This is a genomic window from Streptomyces sp. NPDC085944 (assembly GCF_040686295.1).
In the GTDB taxonomy this organism is placed as follows: Bacteria; Actinomycetota; Actinomycetes; order Streptomycetales; family Streptomycetaceae; genus Streptomyces; species Streptomyces salinarius.
This window is the reverse complement of sequence record NZ_JBFBJX010000001.1, coordinates 541,421-563,912: the sequence shown is the minus strand read 5'-3', so window position 1 is coordinate 563,912 and position 22,492 is coordinate 541,421. Positions and strand designations below refer to the sequence as shown.

At 71.4% G+C, this 22,492-nt stretch carries 23 protein-coding genes and 2 pseudogenes; 14 read left to right on the top strand and 11 right to left on the bottom strand.

Going from position 1 to position 22,492, the window contains the following annotated elements; all coding sequences use genetic code 11:
• On the top strand, nt 1–2,406 hold a 2,406-nt coding region (locus tag AB0P07_RS02780), incomplete at its 5' end, for a tetratricopeptide repeat protein (RefSeq protein ID WP_365544077.1).
• Nucleotides 2,407–2,443: 37 nt separating this feature from the next.
• On the opposite strand, the gene AB0P07_RS02775 is transcribed toward AB0P07_RS02780, so the two are convergent.
• Both AB0P07_RS02775 and mca read right to left on the bottom strand, forming a co-directional pair.
• On the bottom strand, nt 2,444–2,680 hold the full coding sequence (locus tag AB0P07_RS02775; protein WP_365544074.1) for a hypothetical protein: 237 nt from the start codon (nt 2,678–2,680) through the stop codon (nt 2,444–2,446).
• Nucleotides 2,673–3,533 carry a mycothiol conjugate amidase Mca gene (gene mca / locus AB0P07_RS02770; RefSeq protein ID WP_365544528.1) on the bottom strand — a complete coding sequence of 287 codons (861 nt, stop codon included), beginning with the start codon at nt 3,531–3,533 and terminating at the stop codon, nt 2,673–2,675. The genes AB0P07_RS02775 and mca overlap by 8 nt, the downstream gene beginning before the upstream one ends.
• Before the next feature lie 151 nt (nt 3,534–3,684).
• Here mca and AB0P07_RS02765 point away from each other — a divergent pair, with 151 nt between their 5' ends.
• Nucleotides 3,685–4,083 (top strand): DUF4307 domain-containing protein, encoded by a 399-nt coding sequence (locus AB0P07_RS02765; RefSeq protein ID WP_365544071.1) that lies wholly within the window; start codon nt 3,685–3,687, stop codon nt 4,081–4,083.
• Between the two features lie 179 nt (nt 4,084–4,262).
• A complete protein-coding gene (gene greA / locus AB0P07_RS02760) occupies nt 4,263–4,760 on the top strand; it encodes a transcription elongation factor GreA (protein WP_365544068.1) in 498 nt (165 codons plus the stop codon).
• 108 nt (nt 4,761–4,868) lie between these two features.
• Here greA and AB0P07_RS02755 read toward each other — a convergent pair whose 3' ends face one another.
• From AB0P07_RS02755 to ilvA, 3 genes are all read right to left on the bottom strand, one after another.
• Entirely contained in the window at nt 4,869–5,726 is an 858-nt protein-coding gene (locus AB0P07_RS02755; RefSeq protein ID WP_365544065.1) for an ABC transporter permease, read from the bottom strand.
• Nucleotides 5,723–6,730 (bottom strand): ATP-binding cassette domain-containing protein, encoded by a 1,008-nt coding sequence (locus AB0P07_RS02750; RefSeq protein WP_365544062.1) that lies wholly within the window; start codon nt 6,728–6,730, stop codon nt 5,723–5,725. Before AB0P07_RS02750 ends, AB0P07_RS02755 begins: the two co-directional genes overlap by 4 nt.
• Nucleotides 6,731–6,920: 190 nt before the next feature.
• Entirely contained in the window at nt 6,921–8,150 is a 1,230-nt protein-coding gene (gene ilvA, locus AB0P07_RS02745; RefSeq protein ID WP_365544060.1) for a threonine ammonia-lyase, read from the bottom strand.
• 163 nt (nt 8,151–8,313) lie between these two features.
• Between ilvA and AB0P07_RS02740 the strand changes: the two genes are divergently transcribed.
• From AB0P07_RS02740 to AB0P07_RS02730, 3 genes are all read left to right on the top strand, one after another.
• Nucleotides 8,314–8,817, top strand: coding sequence for a MarR family transcriptional regulator (locus tag AB0P07_RS02740; RefSeq protein ID WP_365544057.1), 504 nt, complete (start codon nt 8,314–8,316; stop codon nt 8,815–8,817).
• Nucleotides 8,818–8,951: 134 nt separating this feature from the next.
• A complete protein-coding gene (locus AB0P07_RS02735) occupies nt 8,952–9,458 on the top strand; it encodes a sigma factor-like helix-turn-helix DNA-binding protein (protein ID WP_365544054.1) in 507 nt (168 codons plus the stop codon).
• A gap of 100 nt (nt 9,459–9,558) precedes the next feature.
• Nucleotides 9,559–9,816 carry a hypothetical protein gene (locus AB0P07_RS02730; RefSeq protein ID WP_365544525.1) on the top strand — a complete coding sequence of 86 codons (258 nt, stop codon included), beginning with the start codon at nt 9,559–9,561 and terminating at the stop codon, nt 9,814–9,816.
• Between the two features lie 10 nt (nt 9,817–9,826).
• Here the strand turns inward: AB0P07_RS02730 and AB0P07_RS02725 are convergent, their stop codons facing one another.
• Nucleotides 9,827–10,981, bottom strand: coding sequence for a cystathionine gamma-synthase (locus AB0P07_RS02725; protein ID WP_365544051.1), 1,155 nt, complete (start codon nt 10,979–10,981; stop codon nt 9,827–9,829).
• 96 nt (nt 10,982–11,077) lie between these two features.
• Between AB0P07_RS02725 and AB0P07_RS02720 the strand changes: the two genes are divergently transcribed.
• Nucleotides 11,078–12,196 carry a hypothetical protein gene (locus AB0P07_RS02720; RefSeq protein WP_365544048.1) on the top strand — a complete coding sequence of 373 codons (1,119 nt, stop codon included), beginning with the start codon at nt 11,078–11,080 and terminating at the stop codon, nt 12,194–12,196.
• A 65-nt stretch (nt 12,197–12,261) separates the two neighbouring features.
• Here the strand turns inward: AB0P07_RS02720 and msrA are convergent, their stop codons facing one another.
• Nucleotides 12,262–12,774 (bottom strand): peptide-methionine (S)-S-oxide reductase MsrA, encoded by a 513-nt coding sequence (msrA, locus tag AB0P07_RS02715; RefSeq protein WP_365544045.1) that lies wholly within the window; start codon nt 12,772–12,774, stop codon nt 12,262–12,264.
• Nucleotides 12,775–12,995: 221 nt separating this feature from the next.
• Here msrA and AB0P07_RS02710 point away from each other — a divergent pair, with 221 nt between their 5' ends.
• The 3 genes and pseudogenes from AB0P07_RS02710 to AB0P07_RS02700 all read left to right on the top strand — a co-directional run.
• Complete coding sequence (locus AB0P07_RS02710) at nt 12,996–13,349, top strand: DUF6247 family protein (RefSeq protein ID WP_365544523.1); 354 nt, start codon at nt 12,996–12,998, stop codon at nt 13,347–13,349.
• Nucleotides 13,350–13,417: 68 nt separating this feature from the next.
• On the top strand, nt 13,418–13,618 hold the full coding sequence (locus AB0P07_RS02705) for a hypothetical protein (RefSeq protein WP_323185080.1): 201 nt from the start codon (nt 13,418–13,420) through the stop codon (nt 13,616–13,618).
• 56 nt (nt 13,619–13,674) lie between these two features.
• A pseudogene (locus AB0P07_RS02700) lies at nt 13,675–13,830 on the top strand (DUF4291 family protein); the annotation flags it as partial.
• 52 nt (nt 13,831–13,882) lie between these two features.
• Here AB0P07_RS02700 and AB0P07_RS02695 read toward each other — a convergent pair.
• Nucleotides 13,883–14,995 (bottom strand): hypothetical protein, encoded by a 1,113-nt coding sequence (locus tag AB0P07_RS02695; RefSeq protein WP_365544042.1) that lies wholly within the window; start codon nt 14,993–14,995, stop codon nt 13,883–13,885.
• Nucleotides 14,996–15,122: 127 nt separating this feature from the next.
• On the opposite strand from AB0P07_RS02695, the pseudogene AB0P07_RS02690 reads away from it, so the two are divergent.
• Both AB0P07_RS02690 and AB0P07_RS02685 read left to right on the top strand, forming a co-directional pair.
• Nucleotides 15,123–15,581: pseudogene (locus AB0P07_RS02690) on the top strand (DUF4291 domain-containing protein); the annotation flags it as partial.
• Nucleotides 15,582–15,629: 48 nt separating this feature from the next.
• A complete protein-coding gene (locus tag AB0P07_RS02685; RefSeq protein ID WP_365544520.1) occupies nt 15,630–16,277 on the top strand; it encodes a hypothetical protein in 648 nt (215 codons plus the stop codon).
• Here the strand turns inward: AB0P07_RS02685 and AB0P07_RS02680 are convergent.
• Nucleotides 16,256–18,070 (bottom strand): restriction endonuclease, encoded by a 1,815-nt coding sequence (locus tag AB0P07_RS02680; protein ID WP_365544039.1) that lies wholly within the window; start codon nt 18,068–18,070, stop codon nt 16,256–16,258. The genes AB0P07_RS02685 and AB0P07_RS02680 overlap by 22 nt on opposite strands.
• 118 nt (nt 18,071–18,188) lie before the next feature.
• Entirely contained in the window at nt 18,189–18,785 is a 597-nt protein-coding gene (locus AB0P07_RS02675; RefSeq protein ID WP_365544037.1) for a TetR/AcrR family transcriptional regulator, read from the bottom strand.
• Between the two features lie 158 nt (nt 18,786–18,943).
• Here AB0P07_RS02675 and AB0P07_RS02670 point away from each other — a divergent pair, with 158 nt between their 5' ends.
• Nucleotides 18,944–19,981 carry an aldo/keto reductase gene (locus AB0P07_RS02670; protein ID WP_365544034.1) on the top strand — a complete coding sequence of 346 codons (1,038 nt, stop codon included), beginning with the start codon at nt 18,944–18,946 and terminating at the stop codon, nt 19,979–19,981.
• Between the two features lie 425 nt (nt 19,982–20,406).
• Here the strand turns inward: AB0P07_RS02670 and AB0P07_RS02665 are convergent, their stop codons facing one another.
• Nucleotides 20,407–21,447: an NAD(P)-dependent alcohol dehydrogenase gene (locus AB0P07_RS02665; RefSeq protein WP_365544031.1), complete on the bottom strand. Its 1,041-nt coding sequence runs from the start codon at nt 21,445–21,447 to the stop codon at nt 20,407–20,409.
• A 168-nt stretch (nt 21,448–21,615) separates the two neighbouring features.
• Between AB0P07_RS02665 and AB0P07_RS02660 the strand changes: the two genes are divergently transcribed.
• Nucleotides 21,616–22,491 carry a helix-turn-helix transcriptional regulator gene (locus tag AB0P07_RS02660; protein ID WP_365544028.1) on the top strand — a complete coding sequence of 292 codons (876 nt, stop codon included), beginning with the start codon at nt 21,616–21,618 and terminating at the stop codon, nt 22,489–22,491.
• The last annotated feature ends 1 nt before the right edge of the window (nt 22,492 follow it).

The following is a 22,492-nucleotide window of genomic DNA, read 5'->3' as shown; positions in this document are numbered from 1 at the left end:
GCCGGTGGCCTCGGGGACGGCGGCACGGGAGCGGGCGGTTCGGGGACGGGCGGCGGGTCGCCGCTGAGTACCCGGGACGCCCTGCTGCACCTGCTGAACCGGCTCGGGGCGCCGCGCGAGCAGCTGCTGTTCCGGGAGCGGTCCTCCGCGGACCAGCAGGTCAAGCGGCTCAGCGAGCTGTACCACCAGCATCTGACGGGCGTCCCGGTCACCGTCGTCCTCGACGACGCCTCGGACCCCGAGCAGGTGCGCGCGCTGGTCCCGGAGCGCTCGGACAGCCTGGTGCTGGTCACCGCGCGGGAGGCGCTGCGGCTCCCGCCCGACCTGCCGGCGCGGGTGCACGACCTGCCCGTCGAGGCGCTGGACGCGGCGGGCGCGGAGGAGCTGCTGGCCGCCGCCGCGGAGGACGCGTCGGGGCCGTACGACGCCGAGTCGAGCGAGCTGATCCGGCAGCTGTGCGGCGGGCTGCCGCTGGCGCTCAGGATCGCCGGGTCGGCGCTGGGGTCGCGCTCGCCGCGCGCGCTGGCGAGCGACCTGGGCGCCTACGGTCCCGTGGAGCCGGTCGAGCGGGCGCTGTGGCTGCGCTATACCGACCAGTCGGAGCCGGCCCGGCGGCTGCTGCGCCGGCTGGCGCTCGCGGGGCGCACCTCGCTGGGTGCCGCCGCGGCCGCCGCGCTGCTGGCCACGGACGAGTCGGAGGCGACCCGGCAGCTGGCGGCGCTGTCACGGGCGGGCCTCATCGACCACGTCCGCGGCAGCCGCTACCGCCTGCACGACGTGGTGCGCGCCTTCGCCCGCGCCCGGCTCGCCGACGAGGAGGAGCCCGGCGAGCGGACGGCCGCGCAGGAACGGCTCATCGCGAACTACGCCGAGCTGGCCGACTCCGTGCTGCGCCTGGTCGACGGCAACATGTCGACCCGCTCCAACCAGTTCGGGCAGTACGGCTTCACGTCCCTGGACGAGGCGCTGCGCTGGCTGGACGACGAGTCGAGCTTCATCACGGCGGCGCTCCGGCACGCGGAGGGCGTCGACCAGGGCACGGTGCTGAACCTGCTGGGCGCGCTGTGCGACTACTGTCTGCTGCGCGGCGACCTCTACCGGCTCGGTGAGATCAGCGAGCTGGCGCAGTCCGTGGACCAGGGGCTGCTGGTGCGCTCGGTGCAGTGGCGCACCGGTATCGCGGCCCGGCAGCTCGGCGAACTGGACAAGGCGCGTACGACGCTGGCCTCCGTGGTCGACCTGTACCGGGACGCCCACCACGACGCCGGTGCGGCGCGCGCCCTGTGTTCGCTGGGGATCACGCTGCACCACCAGGGCAACCTGACCGACGCGGCGGCCAAGCTCCAGGAGGCGCTGGACCTGCAGGCCGCGCCGGAGCTGGCCACGGACCGGGCGTGGACGCTGCACGCGCTGGCGGCGGTGCAGCGGGACCGGGCCCGGCTGGCCGAGGCCCTGGAACTGCTCACCGAGTCACTGGTGCTGCACCGCGCGGGCGAGTCGGTGCACGGCCAGGCGTGGGCCCACTTCCAGCTCGGCCAGCTGCATCTGCGCATGGGCGACGTGCCGGGCGCCGAGTCGGACCTGCGGGCGGCCCTGGACCTGTACGGCCGCACGCAGGACGCGCGCGGCGAGGCCTGGGCGCTGACCCAGCTGGCGCGGGCCCGCATGGTGGACGGCGACGCCCTGGAGGCGGTGGACGAGCTGCGGCGCGCGGCGGCCCGGCACCGCGAGAACGAGGACGCCCGCGGCGAGGCCTGGACGGTCTACTACCTGGGCCAGGCGCTGGAGGAGACCGGCGACCTGGACCAGTCGGTGCGCGAGCTGGAACGCTCCCGCACGATGTTCTCCCGCATGCGGGACGTGTACGGCCTGGCCTGCGCCCGGCACCACTCGGCGCGGGTCACCCGGGACCAGCGGGCCGCCCAGACCGGTTCGCTGCGCAACTCCGGCTTCGCCCGCCAGCTCCTGGTCGACGCCCGCGCCGACTTCCAGCGCATCGGCGTCGGGCACGGCGAGGCGTGGACGTGCCTGGAGCTGGCGGTCGTGGACGCGGGCAACGCGCGCACGCCGCAGGCGCTGGCCCTGTGCGACGAGGCGGCCGCCCTCTTCGCCGGGTACGGCGACCGGCGGGGCGAGGACTGGGCCCGCTTCCTGCGCTGCACGCTGCTGCCGTACGCCGCCCCCGGCGGGGTGGAGGTCGGCACGGCCGTGGCGCAGGAGGAGCTCGCCCAGCTGGCCCGCGCCCGGCACCGTGCCCGCGACGCCAAGCTGGACGACTACGTGGACGCCTACCAGCTCCTCCTGGAGCGCGGCGTGCAGCTGGAGACGGGCTGGCAGGCCTGGCGTCTGGGCATGGTCCCGGGCCGCCAGGCGAGGGAGGTGATGGGCGTGGCGGTCACGGCCTGAGACCGGGCCCGCCCGCCCTCGGGACGGCTGCCGGGGGTCAGCCCCGCTGGGGCTTCGCCTCCGGGCCGCCGGACGCGTCCGGGTCGGCCGGCTCCTTGAAGTCCACCTTGCCCATGTGACGGTTCATGGACTTCATCAGTCCCCACACCGCCAGAGCCATCACCGCGAACACGATGAACCCGAGGACACCGGGGGTGACCTTGTCCTCGTCGAGCTCGGCGAGAGTGACGAGGTGCGTCATTGCCAGGCTTGCGCTTGCACTCATGTCAGGCATTGTCGCGGATGCCCGCGAAGAGGTCGTCCTCGGGGAGGGAGGTTTCCACGAGGGACTTGGCCAGCTCGTACTCCTCGGTGGGCCAGACCTCCTTCTGGATCTCCATCGGCACCCGGAACCAGCCCCCGTCGGGGTCGATCTGCGTGGCGTGGGCGATCAGCGCCTTGTCGCGGATCTCGAAGAAGTCCGCGCAGGGCACGTGCGTGGTGAGGGTGCGCTCCTTGCGCTCGGACTCCGCCCAGCGCTTGAGCCAGTCCTCGTAGGGCGACTCCAGGCCGCGCTCCAGCAGCGCGTTGTGCAGCGCCTCGGTGCGGGGACGGTTGAAGCCCTGGTTGTAGTAGACCTTCTGCGGCTGGTACGCCGGTCCGTACTCGCTCTCCGGGTACTTCTCGGTGTCGGCCGCGCCCTCGAAGGCCACCATCGTGATCTTGTGGGTCATGATGTGGTCGGGGTGCGGGTAACCGCCGTTCTCGTCGTAGGTGGTGATCACCTGGGGCCGGAAGGAGCGGATCTTCCGCACCAGCTCACCGGCCGCCTTGTCGACGTCCTCCAGGGCGAAGCAGCCCTCCGGCAGCGGCGGCAGCGGGTCGCCCTCGGGCAGGCCGGAGTCGACGAAGCCGAGCCACTCCTGCCCCACGCCCAGGATCTCCCGGGCCTCGTCCATCTCCTTCCTGCGCACCTCGTGGATGTTCTCCTCGATGTACGCGTCCCCCTGGAGCTTCGGGTTGAGGATGGAGCCGCGTTCCCCGCCCGTGCAGGTCACCACCAGCACGTCCACCCCCTCGGACACGTACTTCGCCATGGTGGCCGCGCCCTTGCTCGACTCGTCGTCGGGGTGTGCGTGAACGGCCATCAGTCGCAGCTGGTCAGTCAAGACTCAATCCTCGGTCAGTCGGCGCCCCGGCGTGCAGCGGCGCAATCGCAGGCTTCTATAGTGACCGAATCGGGAGCGGAATAATTCCGGGGCCCGGGAACCCGGACCCGCTCACCCGGAGAGGACGATCATGAGCACGGCTAGCACGCGGACTCCTCAGGGCCGCTACGGCCGCTCCTCGGACGAGCAGGCCGACCGCACGCTCAAGGTCGTCGGCGCCGTGCTCGGCGCACTCCTGCTCGCCCTGATCGGCTGGTTCGGCTACCACTACGTCGGCCAGAACAAGATCAGCGGTGAGCTGATCGGGTTCGAGCTCGCCGAGGACTCGGTGCGGGTGCACCTGGAGGTCCGCAAGGACGCCGGTGTCACCGGCTACTGCACGGTGCGCTCCCAGGCGGAGGACGGCGACGAGGTGGGCCGCGCCGACTTCCGCTTCGCCGGGGACGAGACCCGCATCGACAGGGTCGTCACCCTGCGGACCAAGGCCGCGGGGACGACGGCCGAGCTGCTCGGCTGCCATCCGGAGTGATCCGGCGGGGCCCCGGGCGCCAATACCTCTCACCTGACCTGCGGTGACATGAATCTGGTGGCTTATGTCCTCCCCCTTCGGCCACTCAATTGTTAGGCTCGTGGTTTCGCCCTTCCGTGAAGGAACATCCTTCTGGGTAGGGCGTTGATTTGTATTCCCAGTACCAACGAGGAGCACCCGTGACCCAGACCAGCGAGAACGTCACCTGGCTGACCCAGGAGGCGTACAACAAGCTCAAGGAGGAGCTTGAATACCTTACTGGTCCTGCGCGCACCGAGATCTCTGCCAAGATTGCCGCGGCTCGCGAGGAGGGGGACCTGCGTGAGAACGGCGGGTACCACGCGGCGAAGGAAGAGCAGGGCAAGCAGGAGCTCCGCGTGCGCCAGCTGACCCAGCTGCTCGAGAGCGCCAAGGTCGGCGAGGCCCCGGCCGCCGGCGGCGAGGTGGCGCCCGGCATGGTCGTCACGATCGCCTTCGACGGCGACGAGGACGACACGCTGTCCTTCCTGCTCGCCTCGCGCGAGTACGCGAGCTCGGACATCGAGACCTACTCCCCGCAGTCCCCGCTGGGCTCGGGCGTCATCGGCCACAAGGTCGGCGACGACGCCGAGTACGAGCTGCCGAACGGCAAGATGGCCTCGGTGAAGATCCTCAGGGCGGAGCCGTACAACGGCTGACCCACCGCCCACCGCCCACCGCCAACGAGCCCCCGGTGTCCCCGCGTCCCCGCGACACCGGGGGCTCGTCGTCGTCCTGCCGACCGGTCGTCCCTCCCGATCTCGGCGTCAGCCGACCGCTCTGCGGTACTTGCGCACCGCCAGGGTCCTGAAGATCAGGACGATCACGATCGAGTAGGTGAGCGTCGCCCAGACCGGGTGCTGCATGGGCCAGGCGTCCGACTGCACGACGCCCGGGTTCCCGAACAGCTCGCGGCACGCCTGGACGACCGCGCTGAACGGGTTCCACTCGGCGACGTGGCGGAGCCAGGGGGTCATCTGGGTGGGGTCGACGAAGGCGTTGGACACGAAGGTGACGGGGAACAGCCAGATGATCCCGCCGGAGGTCGCCGCCTCCGGCGTCCGGACGGACAGGCCGATCAGGGCGCCGATCCACGTGAAGGCGTACCCCAGGAGCAGAAGCAGCCCGAAGCCCGCGAGCACCCGCCCGATGTTGGTCGGATCCGGCGACCCGGGGCGCCAGCCCACGAGCAGCGCGACGATCGCAAGGACGAGCAGGGTGATCGACGTCTGCACCAGGTCCGCGACCGTCCGCCCGGTCAGCACGGCGCCGCGCGCCATCGGCAGGGACCGGAAGCGGTCGACGAGCCCCTTCTGCATGTCGTCGGCGATGCCGGCCGCCGATCCGGCGGTGGCGAAGGTGACGGTCTGCGCGAAGATGCCCGCCATCAGGAAGTTCTTGTAGACGTCCGAGTCGGTGGTGCTGCCGACCTTGATGGAACCGCCGAAGACGTACGTGAACAGGATGACGAACATCACCGGCTGGATGACCCCGAACAGGACCATCTCCGGGATCCGGGTCATCCGGATCAGGTTTCTGCGGGCGATGACCAGCGAGTCCCGCAGGGACTGGCCGATGGGGTTGGCGGGCGCCGTGGCCGGCGGCGCGTCGGTGGCGGCGCTCACTTGGCGGTCTCCTTCTCCTGCTCGTGGCCGGCGTCGCCCGCCGGGCCGTTCGTCTCGTCCGCCGCCTCGGCCACGTGGCCGGTGAGGGAGAGGAAGACGTCGTCGAGGGTGGGGCGGCGCAGACCGATGTCGTCGATCTCAATACCGCGGGTGTCGAGTTCGCGGATGACCTCGGCGAGCAGCTTCGCACCGCCGGTGACGGGGACGGTCAGCTTGCGGGTGTGCTCCTCGACGGTGGTCGGGCCCTTCCCGAAACCGGCGAGCACTTCGGAGGCCGTCCCGATGCGGTCCCGCTCGTGGACCACGACCTCGACGCGCTCTCCCCCGGTGCGGGCCTTGAGCTGGTCGGAGGTGCCGCGGGCGATGACACGGCCGTGGTCGACGACGGCGATGTCGTGCGCGAGGTGGTCGGCCTCCTCCAGATACTGCGTGGTCAGCAGGAGGGTCGTGCCGCCGGCGACCAGCTGCTTGATGACCTCCCACAGCTCCTGCCGGTTGCGGGGGTCGAGGCCCGTGGTGGGCTCGTCCATGAACATGACGGGCGGGGAGACCACCAGGGCGGCCGCCAGGTCGAGCCGGCGGCGCATGCCTCCCGAGTAGGTCTTCGTCGGGCGGTCGGCGGCGTCGGAGAGGTGGAACTGGTCGAGCAGCTCGCCGGCCCGGGCCTTCGCGGCCCTGCTCTTCATCTGGTAGAGCTGCCCGACCATCTGCAGGTTCTCCCGGCCGGTCAGGTATTCGTCGACCGCCGCGAACTGGCCGGAGAGGCCGATGGAACGCCGTACCTCGTTGGGCTGCCTGAGGACGTCGATGCCCGCGACGACCGCCCTGCCGCTGTCGGGACGCAGCAGGGTCGTGAGGCAGCGGACGGCGGTGGTCTTGCCCGCGCCGTTCGGCCCGAGCAGGCCGAGGACCGTGCCCTCGGGCACGTCGAGGTCGACGCCGTCCAGAGCCCTTACATCGCCGAAGGTCTTCACCAGGCCTTCGGCATAGATGGCGCCTGGCATATGAGTCTCCACGTCGTCGGGGATTCTTCGGAAAGCCTAGGTTTGTGCGTTTCGCCGCGCTCAGCGAGTGATTCGGCGAGCGATTACAACACACCATAACGCGATGTATCGCGTCTTACAATGGAGTTGCTCGAACGAGTGACGAAGTTTCTGTCGCCCCTGGTCGGGGGCCGGTCCGGGTCGAAGGCGGCTAGTCGATGACCGTGTAGCCCGCCTCGCGCAGGGCCCGGCCGACCTCGGCGCAGTGCTCCGGTCCCTTCGTCTCCAGGTGCAGTTCGACCTCCGCCTCCGTGAGCCCGAGCCGCGGATGGGTTCGGACGTGGCTCACATCGAGGACGTTAGCGTCGACCACTGACAACACCCCCAGAAGCGTGGCGAGGGCCCCGGGCCGGTCCGTCAGCCGCAGCCGGACCGCCAGGTAGCGGCCCTGTGCGGCCATGCCGTGCCGCAGCACGCCCTGCATCAGCACCGGGTCCACGTTGCCGCCGGACAGGACCGCCACCACCGGCCCCGCGAAGGCGTCCGGCGTGCTCAGCAGCGCCGCCACCGGGCTCGCCCCGGCCGGTTCCACGACCAGCTTGGCCCGCTCCAGGCACAGCAGCAGGGCGGTGGACAGCTCGTCCTCGGAGACGGTGCGGACCTCGTCCACCAGGTCGCCGACGATCCCGAACGGCACGTCACCGGGCCGCCCGACCTTGATGCCGTCCGCCATCGTCGCCGGGTTCTCGACGGCCACCGGGCGCCCCGCCGCCAGCGAGGGCGGGTACGCCGCCGCGCCCTCCGCCTGCACGCCCACGATCCGCACGTCGGGCCGCAGCGCCTTGACCGCGACCGCGATGCCGGCCGCCAGCCCGCCGCCGCCGATGCCGACCACGACGGTCCGCACCTCGGGGCACTGCTCCAGGATCTCCAGCCCGACCGTGCCCTGCCCCGCGATGACGTCGGGGTGGTCGAAGGGGTGGATGAACACCGCGCCGGTCCGCTCGGCGTACTCCTGGGCGGCGGCCAGCGTCTCGTCCACCACCTGGCCGTGCAGCCGCACCTCGGCGCCGTACTCGCGGGTCGCGCTGATCTTCGGCAGCGGCGCCCCCTTCGGCATGAACACCGTCGACCGCACGCCCAGCAGCGACGACGCCAGCGCCACGCCCTGCGCGTGGTTGCCCGCGCTTGCCGCGACCACGCCCGCGGCACGCTGCTCGGGCAGCAGCCCGGCGATCCGCACGTAGGCGCCGCGCAATTTGAAGGAGCCGGTCCGCTGGAGGTTCTCGCACTTGAAGTGCACCGGCGAGCCGACCAGCTGCGACAGGTGCCGGCTGCCCTCCATCGCCGTCACCCGCGCCACGCCCGAGAGCATCTTCTGGGCTCCGCGCACGTCGTCGAGGGTGACGGGAGCGACGCGGGGCGCTGTGCTGTAGCTCATACCCTCCAGCATCGCAGTTCCCGGCCGCCGCGCGGCGTTGTGACCAACCTCCGAGACCCGCTTTGTCCCGCGCAGGTACGCCCTGCCGTCCGGCCGCGTACCCTGTCCCCCAATTAGCAGCCCTCCACGAAGTGAGCCCCCGGCCATGCCCACAACGCCTGAAATGTCGATGGACATGACGACCGCCGGTGACACCGGTCTTCTCGAGACGCTCCAGCACGAGGTCGCGCTCTTCGCCCGCCGCGCCGAGCAGACCCGGCTCGGCGGGGTCGGGCAGGTGCGCAACTCCATGGACCGCGCCGCCTACCTGCTGCTCAACCGCCTCGACACAGAGGGCCCGATGGGTGTGAAGGCGCTCGCCGCGAGCATGGGCATCGACTCCTCGACGGTCACCCGGCAGGTGGCCCCGCTGGTCGACACCGGACTCGTCAAGCGCACTTCCCACCCCGAGGACGGACGCGCGGTGGTCCTCCAGCTGTCCCCGCGCGGCGTGGCACGGCTCGAGGAGGTCCGCTCCTCCCGGCGTCAGCTCATGGCCGAGCTGACACGCGACTGGGCCCCGCAGGAGCGCGAGGCGTTCTGCACGCTCCTGTCGCGCTTCAACGGCGCCCTGTCCGCCCGTATGGCCCCCTCCGGCGCGGCGGCCACGGATACCCCGGGCTCCTGAACGACCTTCGGTGGACGGGTTCCAGGGGTTTCGGGAGCTTTCGACGGCGGGGTTCGACCGAACCCTTGACCGGCGGGCCGCCCCTGGCCTGATATGAGACCTCAGGGTTCGTCGCCGTCTGGGCGGGAGGCGCGGTGCGAGACCGGCATGCGTCCCACAGTGCCCGTCGGGCCCGCGAGTTCGAGGCGTTCGTCGCGGGCGCGGCAGGGCGGCTGCTGCATGCCGCCACCCTGCTCACCGCCGAGGCTCCGGACGCCAACCCGCGCGCGCGGCGCCTGCTGGCGCTGAGCCTGGCCCACACCTACGCGGGCTGGGACGGGCTGCACGGGGAGGACCCGTACGACCGCGCCCGCCAGTACCTGGCCGCCCGTTTCGCCCGCGAGATCTGGCACCGGTACGGCGTGCTCGACCGGATGCGCCGGCGCCCCGAGGGCACGCTGGGCGTACTCGACCCGCACGAACGGCTGATCCTGGTGCTCAGGCTGTACGAGGGCGTCGCCGAGGAACAGGCGTCCGCGCTGCTGGGCCTGCCGGTGGACCGCATCCGCACGATCTGCGACCGGGCGACGGCCGCCCTGCTGCACCCGCCGCCCGCACCGCCCCGGTCGGTGACGGCGAAGGCGAAGGCGGCGACGCCGTGACGGGCGAGAGGGACGGCCGCCGTACGGGCACGACCACGACGACGTGCGCGAAGGGCACCGCCACGACCGGCACGCGCGCGTGGCGCGGGCGGGGGTGCCGGTGAACCGCGCCGGGCGCGAGGCCGCCGCGCGACAGATCATGGAGCAGTCGCCGCCGAGGGTGCCGCCCGACCTCTACGCGGAGGCCGTCCGCCGGGGCGGCCGCATACTGCGGCGCAGGAGGGCCGTCCGGCGCCTGCTGTGGCTGCTGCTGGGCGCAGCGGCCGTGGCGTTCGCGGTGTGGGCGCTGACCGTGCAGCCGTGGGTGGAGCCGCCCTCGGAGACGACCCCACCCGTGACCGACTGGGAGGGCTGGTGAGCCCCGCTTCCTAGCCGAGCGCCTGCTGGAGGTCGGCCAGCAGGTCGTCGGCGTTCTCGATGCCGACCGACAGCCGCACCAGGTCGGCGGGCACCTCCAGGGCCGAGCCCGCGGCGGAGGCGTGCGTCATCCGGCCCGGGTGCTCGATCAGCGACTCGACGCCGCCCAGGGACTCGCCGAGCGTGAAGACCTTCGCGCGGTTGCACACCTCGACGGCCGCCTGCTCGCCGCCCTCGACGCGGAAGGAGACCATGCCGCCGAACGCCTTCATCTGCTTGGCGGCGACCTCGTGCCCCGGGTGGTCGGGCAGCCCCGGGTAGAGCACGCTCGTCACGCGCGCGTGCCGCGAGAGCATCTCGGCGACCTTCGTCGCGTTCTCGCTGTGGCGGTCCATGCGCACGGCGAGGGTCTTGGTGCCGCGCAGCACCAGCCAGGAGTCGAAGGGCCCGGCGACCGCGCCCATCGCGTTCTGGTGGAAGGCCAGCTCCTCGCCCAGCTCCTGGTCGCGCACGATCAGCGCGCCGCCGACGACGTCGGAGTGACCGCCCATGTACTTGGTCAGGGAGTGCACGACGACGTCCGCGCCGAGGGCCAGCGGCTGCTGGAGGTACGGGGTGGCGAAGGTGTTGTCGACGACGAGCCGGGCGCCGGCGTCCCGGGCGACCTGCGCGATCTGCGCGATGTCGGTGATGCCGAGGAGCGGGTTGGAGGGCGTCTCCACCCATACCGCCTTGGTCTTCGGGGTGAGGGCGGCCCGCACGGCGGCGGCGTCGCTCGTGTCGGCCACCGACCACTCCACGCCCCACCGGGTGGCGACCTTGGCGAAGAGGCGGAAGGTGCCGCCGTACGCGTCGTTCGGGATCACCACGTGGTCGCCGGGGCGCAGCAGCGTGCGCAACAGGCAGTCCTCGGCCGCCAGTCCGGACGCGAACGCGAGACCGCGACGGCCGCCCTCCAGGGCGGCGAGGTTCTCCTCCAGCGCCGTGCGGGTCGGGTTGGCGCTGCGGCTGTACTCGTAGCCGCCGCGCAGTCCGCCGACGCCGTCCTGCTTGTAGGTCGACACCTGGTAGATGGGCGGGACGACCGCGCCCGTCAGGGGGTCGGCGGTGTTGCCCGCGTGAATGGCGAGCGTCTCGAAGTGCTGACTGATGTGCCTGTCGCTCATGGGCACCGAGGGTAGCCGTGCGGAACGCCTCGCGCGTTTTCCACAGGGCACGGGACAGGTTGGCCAATTGTCGGCGGCGTCTGGTTCGCTTGAGACATGGAGATTCTCTGGGTCCTGATGGCACTGGTCATGCTCGGCTTCGTGCTGCTCCAACTCTCGCGGCGCCGGCGCGGCGCGGTCGGCCTGGTCGAGCCCGGCCACCCGGACGCCGCCGACCCCGCGAACTACGGCTTCGCCCGCGAGGAGGAGCTGGACGTCCGCATGCCCGGTCCCGACCAGGACCTCCTGGACGTCCTCGACCTGGTGCAGCGCACCCAGGACTACCGGGGGGCGCAGCAGCTCCTCGCCGGCACGGAGGCGGAGGGCGAGCGGCGCTGGCAGCGGGTCCAGGCCTTCGCGGGCGCCGCGTCGCTGGAGCTGCGCCAGCGGCCCGGCGGCGTCGGGGAGACTCCGGGCGGGCAGTGGCTGCGGGTGTGGCGGGCGGAGGCGCCCAAGGACGCGGGCGGCGCGGCGGTGCACGCCGAGTTCCTGGTGCAGCAGGCGTGGCGGACGGCGACGCCGGGCACGGACGAGTTCCGGATCATCATGGAGGAGGCGAAGGCCGCCTGCGGCGAGGCGGCCCTTCTCGCGCCCGGGGACCCGATCCCGTACCTCGTCGAGCTGTCGGTGGCCCGCGGTCTCGGCTACTCGCGCGAGGAGTTCGAGCAGCTCTGGCTGAAGATCCTGGACCGTGCCCCCCACCACATGGGCGCGCACCTGGCCGCCCTGCAGTACTGGTGCGAGAAGTGGCACGGCTCGCGCGAGCTGGCGTACTCCTTCGCGGAGGCGGCGGCCGCGCGGGCGCCGCGGGGCTCGCTGCTGGCGGCGATGCCGCTCTTCGCGGTCTTCGAGCACCTGCCCGAGGTCAACCTGGTCAGCGGCTTCTACCAGAGCGAGGTCGTCACCAAGGCCGTCCACGGCGCGCTGCACGCGGTGCACTCGGCCCGCCCGGACGACCCGATGCAGGCGCACGTCCGCCATCTCCTGGTCTTCTTCCTGGTCCGCGGCGAGCGCTGGGCCGAGGCGATGAACCAGCTGACGGTCATAGACGGTCACGTCGGCGCACTGCCGTGGACCCTGTCGCCCGACCCGGCGGCGGAGTTCGCGGTCTACCGCGCGCTGGCGGTGGCGGGGTACGAGGCGAACGGCGGCAGCCCGGCCACGCTGCCGCACTGACCGCCGGGCGCGCTCATGCGGACGGTCCGGCCGATCCCCGGCCGGACCGCCTCTCCGGGAGTCCCTCAGCCCTCGGTACGGGCGGGCAGCCGCCATCCCGGGCGCGGGAAGTGGCAGGTGTACCCGTCCGGGTAACGCTGCAGGTAGTCCTGGTGCTCGGGCTCGGCCTCCCAGAAGGGGCCGACCGGCTCCACCTCGGTGACGACCTGGCCGGGCCACAGCCCGGAGGCGTCCACGTCGGCGATGGTGTCCTCGGCGATCCGCTTCTGCTCGTCGTCCACGTAGTAGATCGCCGAGCGGTAGCTGAGGCCGATGTCGTTGCCCTGGCGGTTCCTGGTGCTCGGGTCGTGGATCTGGAAGAAGAACTCCAGGAGCGCGCGGTAGTCGGTCTCCTCGGGGTCGAAGAGGATCTCGATGGCCTCCGCGTGCGTGCCGTGGTTGCGGTACGTCGCGTTCGGCACGTCGCCCCCTGTGTAACCGACCCGGGTCGCGGTCACGCCCGGGAGCCGGCGGATCAGCTCCTCCATGCCCCAGAAACATCCGCCCGCCAGCACGGCCCTCTGCGTCTGCGCAGCCATCGCGGCACCCTCCAAAATCTCTCGGCTCGGTCGTCCGGGCCACTCGGCCCGTACCTCACCGGCCTGCATGCCCACGCTGTGTCCAACGCTCGGGGCGCCCCAACGATTCCAGGTCACCGGACGGGGCGTATCGGTTCTGCCTCACCCGTTCGAGCGGTGCGTCGGCGCCCCTGCCGGATAGCCTGAGGCGCGGGACCAGAATCGCGCCCATGGGAGCAGCAATGACCATCTCCGCCGCCGGGCAACCACTCATTCCCCAGCCCCCTGCAACGGTGGCCGCCCTGCGTCAGGCCGTCCGGCAGATCACACCGGCGGCGCTGCCCGCGTTCACACGCGAGCTGGACCAGGCGGCAGACCAGTCCCGGCAGGGCTCGGATCTGGCACCCCTGCAGCGGTTCGTCGCCCAGTGGGCGGTCTACGTCTACATCCAACGCCAGCCGGGCCTGGCAGCAGACCTGCGCGCCTGGGAGGACCGCGCCGCATCCGGCGACGCTGCCCAGGCGCGACAAGCCGCATCCGAGATCGGACGCATCCTCGACCAGGCGCACGCAGCCGTCGGTCTTCACTCCCGATGACTGTGGAGTGGCGATGGGAATACGACCCTGACTACGACCACGTAGCAGGCGGTCTCCCTGCCCACGTCGTGACGGAAGTGGAACGCCTGGCCGGTCAACTGATCGACCTGGCCAGTACGGGTGTCGACATCAGCGATCTCGGCAACGGCCCGCGCTCGGGCGGACTACGACGGATGGACGCGGCCGGAGGGTGGTTCTACTTCCTGGTTGCACCGCGGGATCCCTTGGTCATCATCGTCCGTATCATCCCCCCGTTCGACGCCCTGTAGCCGTCCCCGCCGAAAACCGGTGGCCCGGGCGTGGCCTGCGGCCGAAGCTGTACGGCATGCGAGAAGCGCAGCGCGAGATCCGGGCGGCCCACACGGCGTCCACCGTCACCGTCTACCAGGCGTACTCCCCGGGGATCGGCCTCCCCGCCGCCCGCGAGGGACGTTTTCCGGCGGCCTGGAAACGCGACAGGATGACGTGGGTCATCAAGCCGCGTTCACAGACCTCTGTCGAGTCTGTCGGCGAAGCGGCCGTGTCTCGCGATGTCAGCCGTCGAACCGGTCCCACTCGACCAGGTCGGCCAAGGGGGCGAGGGCACTGCGGTGGGTGGCGCCGGCCCGGGCGCTGAACCCGTTGCCGATTCCTTCGTCTGTGACATGCAGGACGAGGCCCGGAGCCACGTAGAAGCGCGTGGGAGCCGCGAGCCAGAACGGGCGCAAGGGCACGGGGAGGAGTGCCTCGGCGATCCGGTCGACCTGCTCTGCGGTGAGCCGAAAGGACAGCGCCACGTAGTCGGCGCCCATGGATGCCTCGAAGAGCGAGAACTGGATGAGGAAGCCACTGAGTGGTTCCTGCTCGGCGATCGCCGGTTCGTCGTCCTCACGGAACCAGACGATGGGATCCGCTTCGGGGCCATCGAGCGTCCACAGCAGCGACCAGAAGAAGCACCCCTGATTCTCCTCGCCGAAAACGAGCATCTCCCCCGTGGCATCGGTATGAAGCTTGGAGAGGGGAAGGACTCGGTTCTGCACTCCCAGGCAGCGCGGGCGGTGCTGTGCCAGCCGGTAGAACTTCCTCAATCCGTCGGGCAGATCCGAGGGAGGCTCCGAATCCGACGGTATCTCGTCCGTCTCGGGCTCAACGGGATACCAGCCCGTGACGAACTGTTCGAGCGCACTGGCTCGCTGACCGTCCACATGCCGGAGCCACTCAAGGCTCGGAAGGCCCGATGGTGGGAGATCGGGACGCACGCGGGCCAAGTCGAGCCTGCTCAAGGGAGAATGAAGCCGAAGTGAGCAGTCGGAGAGTACGTGTACGCCGCTACCCGGCCGAACGACCGTTCCGACCTGAGTCACGGATCCGGTGCCGAGATAGACGAGACCTTCCGAGTTGCGCACCGCCAAGTGAACAGACGACTGCGCTTCACCTGCGCCTCGCTCCCAGGACTCTTCCAGGAGCCGTTGCCCTACCGGAGCCGGAGCAGGGCCGAGAAGGCGGACCTCATCAGCGTTCCAGACGCAGCTTCTGTCGAGGCCATCCCCAGCTGCCACAATGATCAGTGTCCCGGCGTCGCCGATGCCGGCAGTGGCGCTCCCGAAGGTGAAGCTCTCCGTGGCCGCCGTGTCACCGCAGAGCGTGTATGCCTGCTCCTCGTCCACGAGTGACATGGGCGATATACCGCGAGAGTGATCAACCATGGCGACATCTTCCTCTACGGTCCGGTGCCGGTTTCAGTCATGTCAGGAGCCGCCTGCCAGCAGGAGCCGATAGGTTTGTGAACGCGGCTTGACGTGGATCAAGCCGTCGTTCCTGTGGATGATGTACCGCTGCGGATGGGCCACCAAGGAGGGCCAGGAGACCGTCCTGGCGGTCGAGATCAGCCGTGAAGGCTTCGAGTGGGCCCTGCGCCACGCGTGCCTGTCGAGCTACGCGCCCGGTGTGCACCCCGACCGGGCGACCTGGCAACGCGAGTTGAAGCGCTCGCCCACCCGCGTCCAGTGGGACCCGGAGCGCGACCTGCGTCTGCGGCCGCTGCCGTACCGCTCCCTGCAACTGGGCCTCTCCGGCGAGGCCGCACGCGGTTACGCCGACGAGTGGACGGTCGCCATCCGCGACGTGACCCCACTCGCCCACGAGATCCACGCCCTCGTACGGAACGACGACCTCGACGCGGCGCGAGCCCTGCTGCCCCGGGAGCAGCCGTACCCCGCCGCGGACGCCGTGCTGAGCGCCCTGCGACCGTGACGACGAGCAGGCGACGACGCCGTTTGCGGAGGAGTCCAGATGTTCCGTATGCCCTGTGAGTCCCGTACGAAGAAGTCGCCACCCACCGAGCCGTCGGTGCACGAGCCGCAGCTCTCGCCGTATCAGCGAGCCATGCGGAACCGGCTGCTCGCGGCGCCCGTGGTGACCGCGCCCGAGCCCTGGCGGCCCGTCGCCTTCGCAGCGGTCGGCGGGCTGCTCGGCATCGGTTTCGCCTCGCACCCCGAGAGCGGCCACGACCTGGTCATGGTCGTCTCGCACGACGGTCACGGTCTCTTCGACACCGTCACCGGGGAGAAGATCGCCAGGGACCGGGACCCCGATCCCGAGAGCAGCACACCGGACGAGGCGGCCGATCTCTCCTGTCCCGGGCTGGGACCGATCGAGGGCAGCCGAGTGCACATCGCGGGGCTCTTCGGTGGCGGGCTGCACACCGGCACCCGGGACGGCTGGGAGCTGGAGGTCGTCACCCCCGCCTGGCCGAACGAGCGCGTCCTGCTGTCCCGCGACGGCGGGCTCCCCCACGCCGGTCGGCACGGGGAGGACTGGTGGCACATCCTCCACGCCGACTACTCGACCTTCCGGGCGGCCGGCTTCTCGCCCTCCGGCCGGACCATCGCCGTGGCGACGAGCAGCGACCTGTCGTTGTGGTCGCGTCAGTCCACCTCGACGCCGTAGTCGCGCAGCAGTTCCTCCAGGCCGCCCGAGTAGCCCCTGCCGCCCACGACGAAGTCCCAGTCGCCGTTGGCCCTGCGGCGGAAGGAGCCGAGTACGAGGGCGGTCTCGTGCGGGCGGCCGTCGGACACCTGCAGTCGGCCCAGCTCCGTCAGGGACGGGTCGAGCAGGCGGATGCACGCGTCCGTGAAACCGGAGAGATCGGCGTCCGGGTTGACCTCCGGGTCGACGGCGGCCACCAGCACCAGGCGATCGGCGTCCCCGGGCAGCGTGTCGAACGAGGCGCAGATCGCGGCCTTGTCGGGCGCGGTGGCGGGGAGCGTCCGTACGGAGCCGTCCGGGGTCCGCGGGTTGTTGTAGAAGACGAAGTGGTCGTCGGTAAGGATGCGGTTGCCGCGGCACACCAGGGCGCACACATCCAGGGCGACGCTCCCGGTCCAGGACATGCCGAGGATGTTGTACGCGTCGGGCAGTGACGGTTCCGGGGTGGTCGGACGCGACGAGGCGGAGTCCGGGCGGCCGCCGTCGCCCAGTCGGCCGCGCAGGCCGTGGCGGCGCAGCAGGTCGACGAGTTCGTTCCCAGCGATCAGTTCCAGCGGCTTGCCGTTGGCGAAGGTGTGCGAACCGGGGCCGAAGCCCGACGTGGTGACGAGGACGCCCTTGTTCGCTCCGGCGTCCTGCACCGTCCCGTACAGGTCGCGGACGGCGGTGGGCGGCACCGTGTTGCGGTACCGCTTCACCTGGACGACGATCTGGCCGCCCCGGATCGGCGTCGGGTCCAGTGCGTGGACGTCCACCCCGCCGTCGTTGGTGCGCTGCGTGGTGACCGCCCGCATCCCCATGGCCTCGAACAGCTCGGCCACCAGGCCCTCGAAGGCGATCGGGTCCATTTCGTACAGGTCGGGTTCCTCGTCGTCGCCGTGGGTGGTGACGCGGTGGCCGACCTCCTCCGGCCGCCGGCCCGGCCGGACCGCGAGGAGCTGGTCCGGGCGGGCCGACACCTGCCCGCGCAGCGCGTCGGCCAGGCAGCTCTCCGCGTCCACCTGGGCCAGATGCAGTTCACGGAAGGAGGAGCGCTCGGCCATGACGGTGGCCAGGAAGATGCGGTCCGGCCGGCCCGTCGTGGGGTCGTGTCCGTCGACGAAGCCGTTGAGGGCCACCGACTCCAGGGCCCCGGACTCGTCGGCGGCGAACAGTTCGTGCAGCACGAGCAGCATGCACTGCGCGACGACCTCCTTGTAGAGGGCCCGTCGCTGTCCCACCGGACGGGGGGTCTCCCGGTACTGGTCGGCCGCGTACATGTACCGCACGTACTTGGACTGCGGGACGACGTCACCCGCGGGCAGCTCCCAGTCCAGCACCAGTTGCCGGGCCGCGGGGTCGTAGGTCATCGCGACCCGGCGCGGGAACCCCTCGGGCCAGGCCGTCGAGGTGTATAGAGCCGCGGAGAAGTACTCGACCACGGCGTCGGGCTCCCGGCGTGCGACGCCGTCCATCACCTCGGCCAGGGACTGCAGCTCCTCGCCGCGCATGAGCGCGGAGGGCAGGAAGGCCGAGGCCCGGCATCCCGAGACCAGCAGGTCCTGGAGGGCGGCCACCCGTGCGTCCAGCTCCTCCGTGCGGCGGATCGCCTCGGCCTGCTTGTACTCGCGGTAGCTCTGGGCGGCGCGCCGCTCGTAGGCCCGCGCCTGCCGGGCTTCCTGTCTGCGCTGCCGCTCCTCGGCCTCGAGCTGGCGCTGCCGCTGCCGCTGCATCTCGGCCCAGATTCCGACGTATCCCCTGGCGCGACGACTCATGGGTTGTCAGCCCTCCCCCCAGCACCGGTTGTCCCCACAACCAGTTGTAGCGGGTCGACCCTATCCAGCAATCGCTGCCGCGCACATCCACTCGCCACGCTTCGCGGCCACGCCGGGATCAGCCCACCCCGCGCAGCCCCGCGATCAGGATCCGCACCAGCTCCCGCGCGTCGTACTGCGGGCTTGACGTCTCCGCGCCGATGCACAGGTTGCCGACGCCGCGCATGAGGGCGTGGGCCTCGACGTCGGTGTGGATCTCACCGGAGGCGGTCGCGGCGGCGAGGAGGTCGGTGCAGACGGGGACAAGGCGGTCGAGGAAGTAGGCGTGGAGGGTCTCGAAGCCGGCGTTGTCGGACTGCAGGACCGCGGCGAGGCCGTGCTTGGTGACCAGGAAGTCCACGAACCGGTCGATCCAGGCCGCGAGCGCGGCGTACGGCGTCGGGCTGCTCGCGAGCAGGGCGGGGCCGGCCTCGGCGCAGGCCTCCACCTGGTGGCGGTAGACGCCGATGATGAGGTCCGCGCGGGTCGGGAAGTGGCGGTAGATCGTGGCCGTGCCGACACCGGCCTCGGCCGCGACGTCGCGTACGGGGGCCTCCACGCCCGATCTGACGAACACCGCGGCGGCCGCGTCGAGCAGGGTCTTCTCGTTGCGCCGGGCGTCCGCGCGCTTGGGCCGCGAGGCCGCCCGCCCCGTCGCCGCTTCGCCGTCCTTCACCGTGCCGTTCCCTTCACCGCTTGATAAACGGGACACCGTTCCGTATCGTCGGAGGAGTAAACGGGACGGTGTTCCGCTTGGTCTCTCCATGATGCCAGAGCGTCGAGCCCGCCACCAGGTCATGCCACGTCACACCACCCGTAGTGGAGGAACACGTCATGCAGTACCGCACCTTGGGCCGCACCGGTGTGCAGGTCAGCTCGCTCGCGCTCGGCGCCATGAACTTCGGCAGCATCGGGCGCACCACCCAGGACGAGGCCACCGCCATCGTCGACGCCGCCCTGGAGGCCGGGATCAACCTCATCGACACCGCCGACAGGTACGGCGGCGGCGAGTCCGAGGAGATGGTCGGCAAGGCGATCGCCGGGCGCCGCGACGACATCGTGCTGGCCACGAAGGCGAGCATGCCGATGGGCGACGACCCCAACCACCAGGGCTCCTCGCGCCGCTGGCTGGTCACCGAGCTGGACAACAGCCTGCGCCGCCTCGGCGTGGACCACGTCGACCTGTACCAGATCCACCGGTGGGACCCGAAGACCAGCGACGAGGAGACGCTGTCCGCGCTCACCGATCTGCAGCGCGCCGGGAAGATCCGGTACTTCGGGTCCTCCACCTTCCCCGCGTACCGGATCGTCGAGGCGCAGTGGGCCGCCCGCGAGCACCGGCTGGGCCGGTACGTCACCGAGCAGCCCAGCTATTCCATGCTCCAGCGCGGGATCGAGAGCCACGTGCTGCCCGTGACCGAGCAGTACGGACTCGGTGTGCTGGTGTGGAGCCCGCTGGCCTCGGGATGGCTGTCGGGCGCGGTGCGCGCGGGCCAGGAGGTCACCACGCACCGGTCCGGGTTCATGCCCGAGCGCTTCGACCCCTCGGTGCCCGCCAACCGCGCCCGGCTCGACGCCGTCGAGAAGCTGGCCGCCGTCGCCGACGAGGCCGGGCTCACGCTGATCCAGCTCGCGCTCGGCTTCGTGACCGCCCACCCGGCCGTGACCGGCGCGCTCGTCGGGCCCCGCACCCTGGACCACCTGCGCTCCCAGCTCGCCGCCGCCGACACCGTGCTCTCCGACGACGTCCTCGACGCGATCGACGCCGTCGTCGCGCCGGGTGCGGACCTGGCGGCGCACGAGAAGTTCGACGCCACGCCCGCGCTGCTCGACCCCGCGCTGCGCCGCCGGCGCCGGCCGGCGGCCCGCTGAGCGCGGCGGGCCGGCCCGCCAGGTGGAGCAACGGTGTGCGTGCCTTCGACGGCGGCCTCGACGTCCTCGCCGGTGCGCAGGTCGCCGCTGACGTACGTGACGCCGTCCGCGTCGGGGCGGGGGCCGCGGGCGAGGACGGGTAGGTGTCGGCCGGCCCACCGCAGCAGCGGGACGACGTGGCTGCCGAGGGGGCCGGTGCCTCCGGCGACCAGGAGGGGCCGTGCTGGGGGGCGAGGCGGGGTGCGTCATGGCTGCCGCTCCGGGGATCCGTGGCGTCCGGGGAGCGGGGTGGGGGCCGACGCACGGCCGCCCCGCCCGGACGTCCGCCGCGTGTGTCGTGGCGGTATGCCCCGGGGCGGGGCGGCTGTGTGACAGGGAGCGGGGAAGAATTCAGAGAAAAGCTCCCCGGGCTCTCCCGGGAGGGATCAGATCGTCGCGGTGTCGATCACGAAGCGGTAGCGCACGTCGCTGGACAGGACGCGCTCGTAGGCCTCGTTGATCTCGGAGGCGGCGATCAGCTCGATCTCGGCGCCGATGCCGTGCTCCGCGCAGAAGTCCAGCATCTCCTGGGTCTCGGCGATGCCGCCGATCATGGAGCCCGCGAGGGTCTTGTTGCCGCCGATGAGCGAGAACAGGTTCAGGGCGATCGGCTCCTCGGGTGCGCCGACGTTCACCAGGGCGCCGCCGGTCCTGAGCAGGCCGAGGTAGGCACCGAAGTCGAGCGGCGCGGAGACCGTGGAGAGGATCACGTCGAAGCTGCCCGCCAGGTCCTGGAAGGTCTGCTCGTCACTGGTCGCGTAGTAGTGGTCCGCGCCCATCTTCAGGCCGTCGTCCTTCTTGCGCAGCGACTGCGAAAGGACGGTGACCTCGGCGCCCAGCGCGTGTGCGATCTTGACGCCCATGTGGCCGAGGCCACCCAGGCCGATGACGGCCACCTTCTTGCCGGGGGCGACACCCCAGTGCTTGAGCGGGGAGTACGTGGTGATGCCCGCGCACAGCAGCGGCGCGGCCACGTCGAGGGACAGTCCGTCGGGGATGCGGACGGTGAACGCCTCGTCGACGACGACCTTCTGCGCGTAGCCGCCGTAGGTGGGCTCACCGTCGTAGCCGACGGCGTTGTAGGTGCCGACGCTGCCCTTGAGGCAGTGCTGCTCCAGGCCGGCCTTGCAGTTCTCGCACTCGCGGCAGGAGTCGACGAGGCAGCCGACGCCGACGCGGTCGCCGACCTTGAACTTGGTGACGCCGGAGCCGACCGCCTCGACGACACCGGCGATCTCGTGCCCGGGGACCATCGGGAAGATGGCCTCGCCCCAGCCCTCGCGGGCCTGGTGGATGTCGGAGTGGCAGATGCCGGCGAACTTGATGTCGATCAGGACGTCGTGTTCACGCACCTCGCGCCGCTCGATGGTGGTGCGCTCCAGCGGCGCCTTGGCGGCGGGTGCTGCGTACGCGGCGACAGTGGTCATGCCGGGTTCTCCGGAATTCTCTTGACGTGACTGGGTGATGCTTCCACCCTGCCTGGCGCCCGCCGATCCACCCAGACCACGGCTTTGCGTACGACCGGCGTGCGTACCACTGGCGGGGACAGGCTCATGTGCGTACGACCGGGAATACGTCCGGTGATACTGGAGGACATGGATGGACAGCTTGACCGGCGGGCCGAACTGAGCGAGTTCCTGCGCACCCGGCGGGCCCGGCTCAAGCCGGAGGACGTGGGTCTGGAGTCGTACGGACGGCAGCGCCGGGTGCCCGGACTGCGGCGCGAGGAGCTGGCGCAGCTGGCCGGGGTGTCGGTGGCGTACTACACGCGTTTGGAGCAGGGCAACGGGCAGAACGTCTCGGCGGAGGTCCTGGACGCCATCGCCCGGGCGCTGCGGCTGACCGACGCCGAGCAGGCGCACCTGACCCACCTGGCGCGGCCGAAGCAGCAGCGTCGGCGGGCCGGGGCCGCCCGGGGCAAGCAGCCGGTGCGGGTGGCGCTGCTCCAACTGCTGGAGTCGATCGACACGGTGCCCGCGTACGTGTCGGGCCGCCGCTCGGAGATCCTCGCCTGGAACCGGATGGCCGCGGCCCTCTTCGGCGACTGGGGCAAGCTGCCGGCCGCCGAGCGCAACTGGGCGCGGCTGGTCTTCCTGAACCCGGACTACCGCGAGCTGTTCGTCGACTGGGACCAGAAGGCGTACGACATGGTCAGCTTCCTGCGCATGGACGCCGGCCGCCATCCGGACGACCCGCGCCTGTCCGCGCTGGTCGGCGAGCTCTCGGTGAAGAGCGAGGAGTTCCGCCGCCTGTGGGCCACGCACGACGTCAAGGAGAAGAGCTACGGCGTCAAGCGGATGCGGCACCCGCTGGTCGGCGACCTGACCCTGTCCTTCGAGACGTTCCGCCTGGTGGACGACGACGAACAGGCCTTCGTCACGTACCACGCGGAGCCCGGCTCCCCGTCGGCGGACGCACTGCGGCTCCTGGCCAGCTGGGGGACGGACGCGGCGGCTTCACTGCCGACGTGAG

What these genes read in the sequence shown, in the direction of transcription:
- AB0P07_RS02775 (WP_365544074.1), bottom strand. Translation starts at nt 2,680, where the DNA reads ATGCCTGACATGAGTGCAAGCGCAAGCCTGGCAATGACGCACCTCGTC.
- mca (WP_365544528.1), bottom strand. Translation starts at nt 3,533, where the DNA reads ATGGCCGTTCACGCACACCCCGACGACGAGTCGAGCAAGGGCGCGGCC.
- AB0P07_RS02765 (WP_365544071.1), top strand. Translation starts at nt 3,685, where the DNA reads ATGAGCACGGCTAGCACGCGGACTCCTCAGGGCCGCTACGGCCGCTCC.
- AB0P07_RS02750 (WP_365544062.1), bottom strand. Translation starts at nt 6,730, where the DNA reads ATGCCAGGCGCCATCTATGCCGAAGGCCTGGTGAAGACCTTCGGCGAT.
- ilvA (WP_365544060.1), bottom strand. Translation starts at nt 8,150, where the DNA reads ATGAGCTACAGCACAGCGCCCCGCGTCGCTCCCGTCACCCTCGACGAC.
- AB0P07_RS02740 (WP_365544057.1), top strand. Translation starts at nt 8,314, where the DNA reads ATGTCGATGGACATGACGACCGCCGGTGACACCGGTCTTCTCGAGACG.
- AB0P07_RS02725 (WP_365544051.1), bottom strand. Translation starts at nt 10,981, where the DNA reads ATGAGCGACAGGCACATCAGTCAGCACTTCGAGACGCTCGCCATTCAC.
- AB0P07_RS02720 (WP_365544048.1), top strand. Translation starts at nt 11,078, where the DNA reads ATGGAGATTCTCTGGGTCCTGATGGCACTGGTCATGCTCGGCTTCGTG.
- msrA (WP_365544045.1), bottom strand. Translation starts at nt 12,774, where the DNA reads ATGGCTGCGCAGACGCAGAGGGCCGTGCTGGCGGGCGGATGTTTCTGG.
- AB0P07_RS02710 (WP_365544523.1), top strand. Translation starts at nt 12,996, where the DNA reads ATGACCATCTCCGCCGCCGGGCAACCACTCATTCCCCAGCCCCCTGCA.
- AB0P07_RS02685 (WP_365544520.1), top strand. Translation starts at nt 15,630, where the DNA reads ATGCCCTGTGAGTCCCGTACGAAGAAGTCGCCACCCACCGAGCCGTCG.
- AB0P07_RS02680 (WP_365544039.1), bottom strand. Translation starts at nt 18,070, where the DNA reads ATGAGTCGTCGCGCCAGGGGATACGTCGGAATCTGGGCCGAGATGCAG.
- AB0P07_RS02670 (WP_365544034.1), top strand. Translation starts at nt 18,944, where the DNA reads ATGCAGTACCGCACCTTGGGCCGCACCGGTGTGCAGGTCAGCTCGCTC.
- AB0P07_RS02665 (WP_365544031.1), bottom strand. Translation starts at nt 21,447, where the DNA reads ATGACCACTGTCGCCGCGTACGCAGCACCCGCCGCCAAGGCGCCGCTG.
- AB0P07_RS02660 (WP_365544028.1), top strand. Translation starts at nt 21,616, where the DNA reads ATGGATGGACAGCTTGACCGGCGGGCCGAACTGAGCGAGTTCCTGCGC.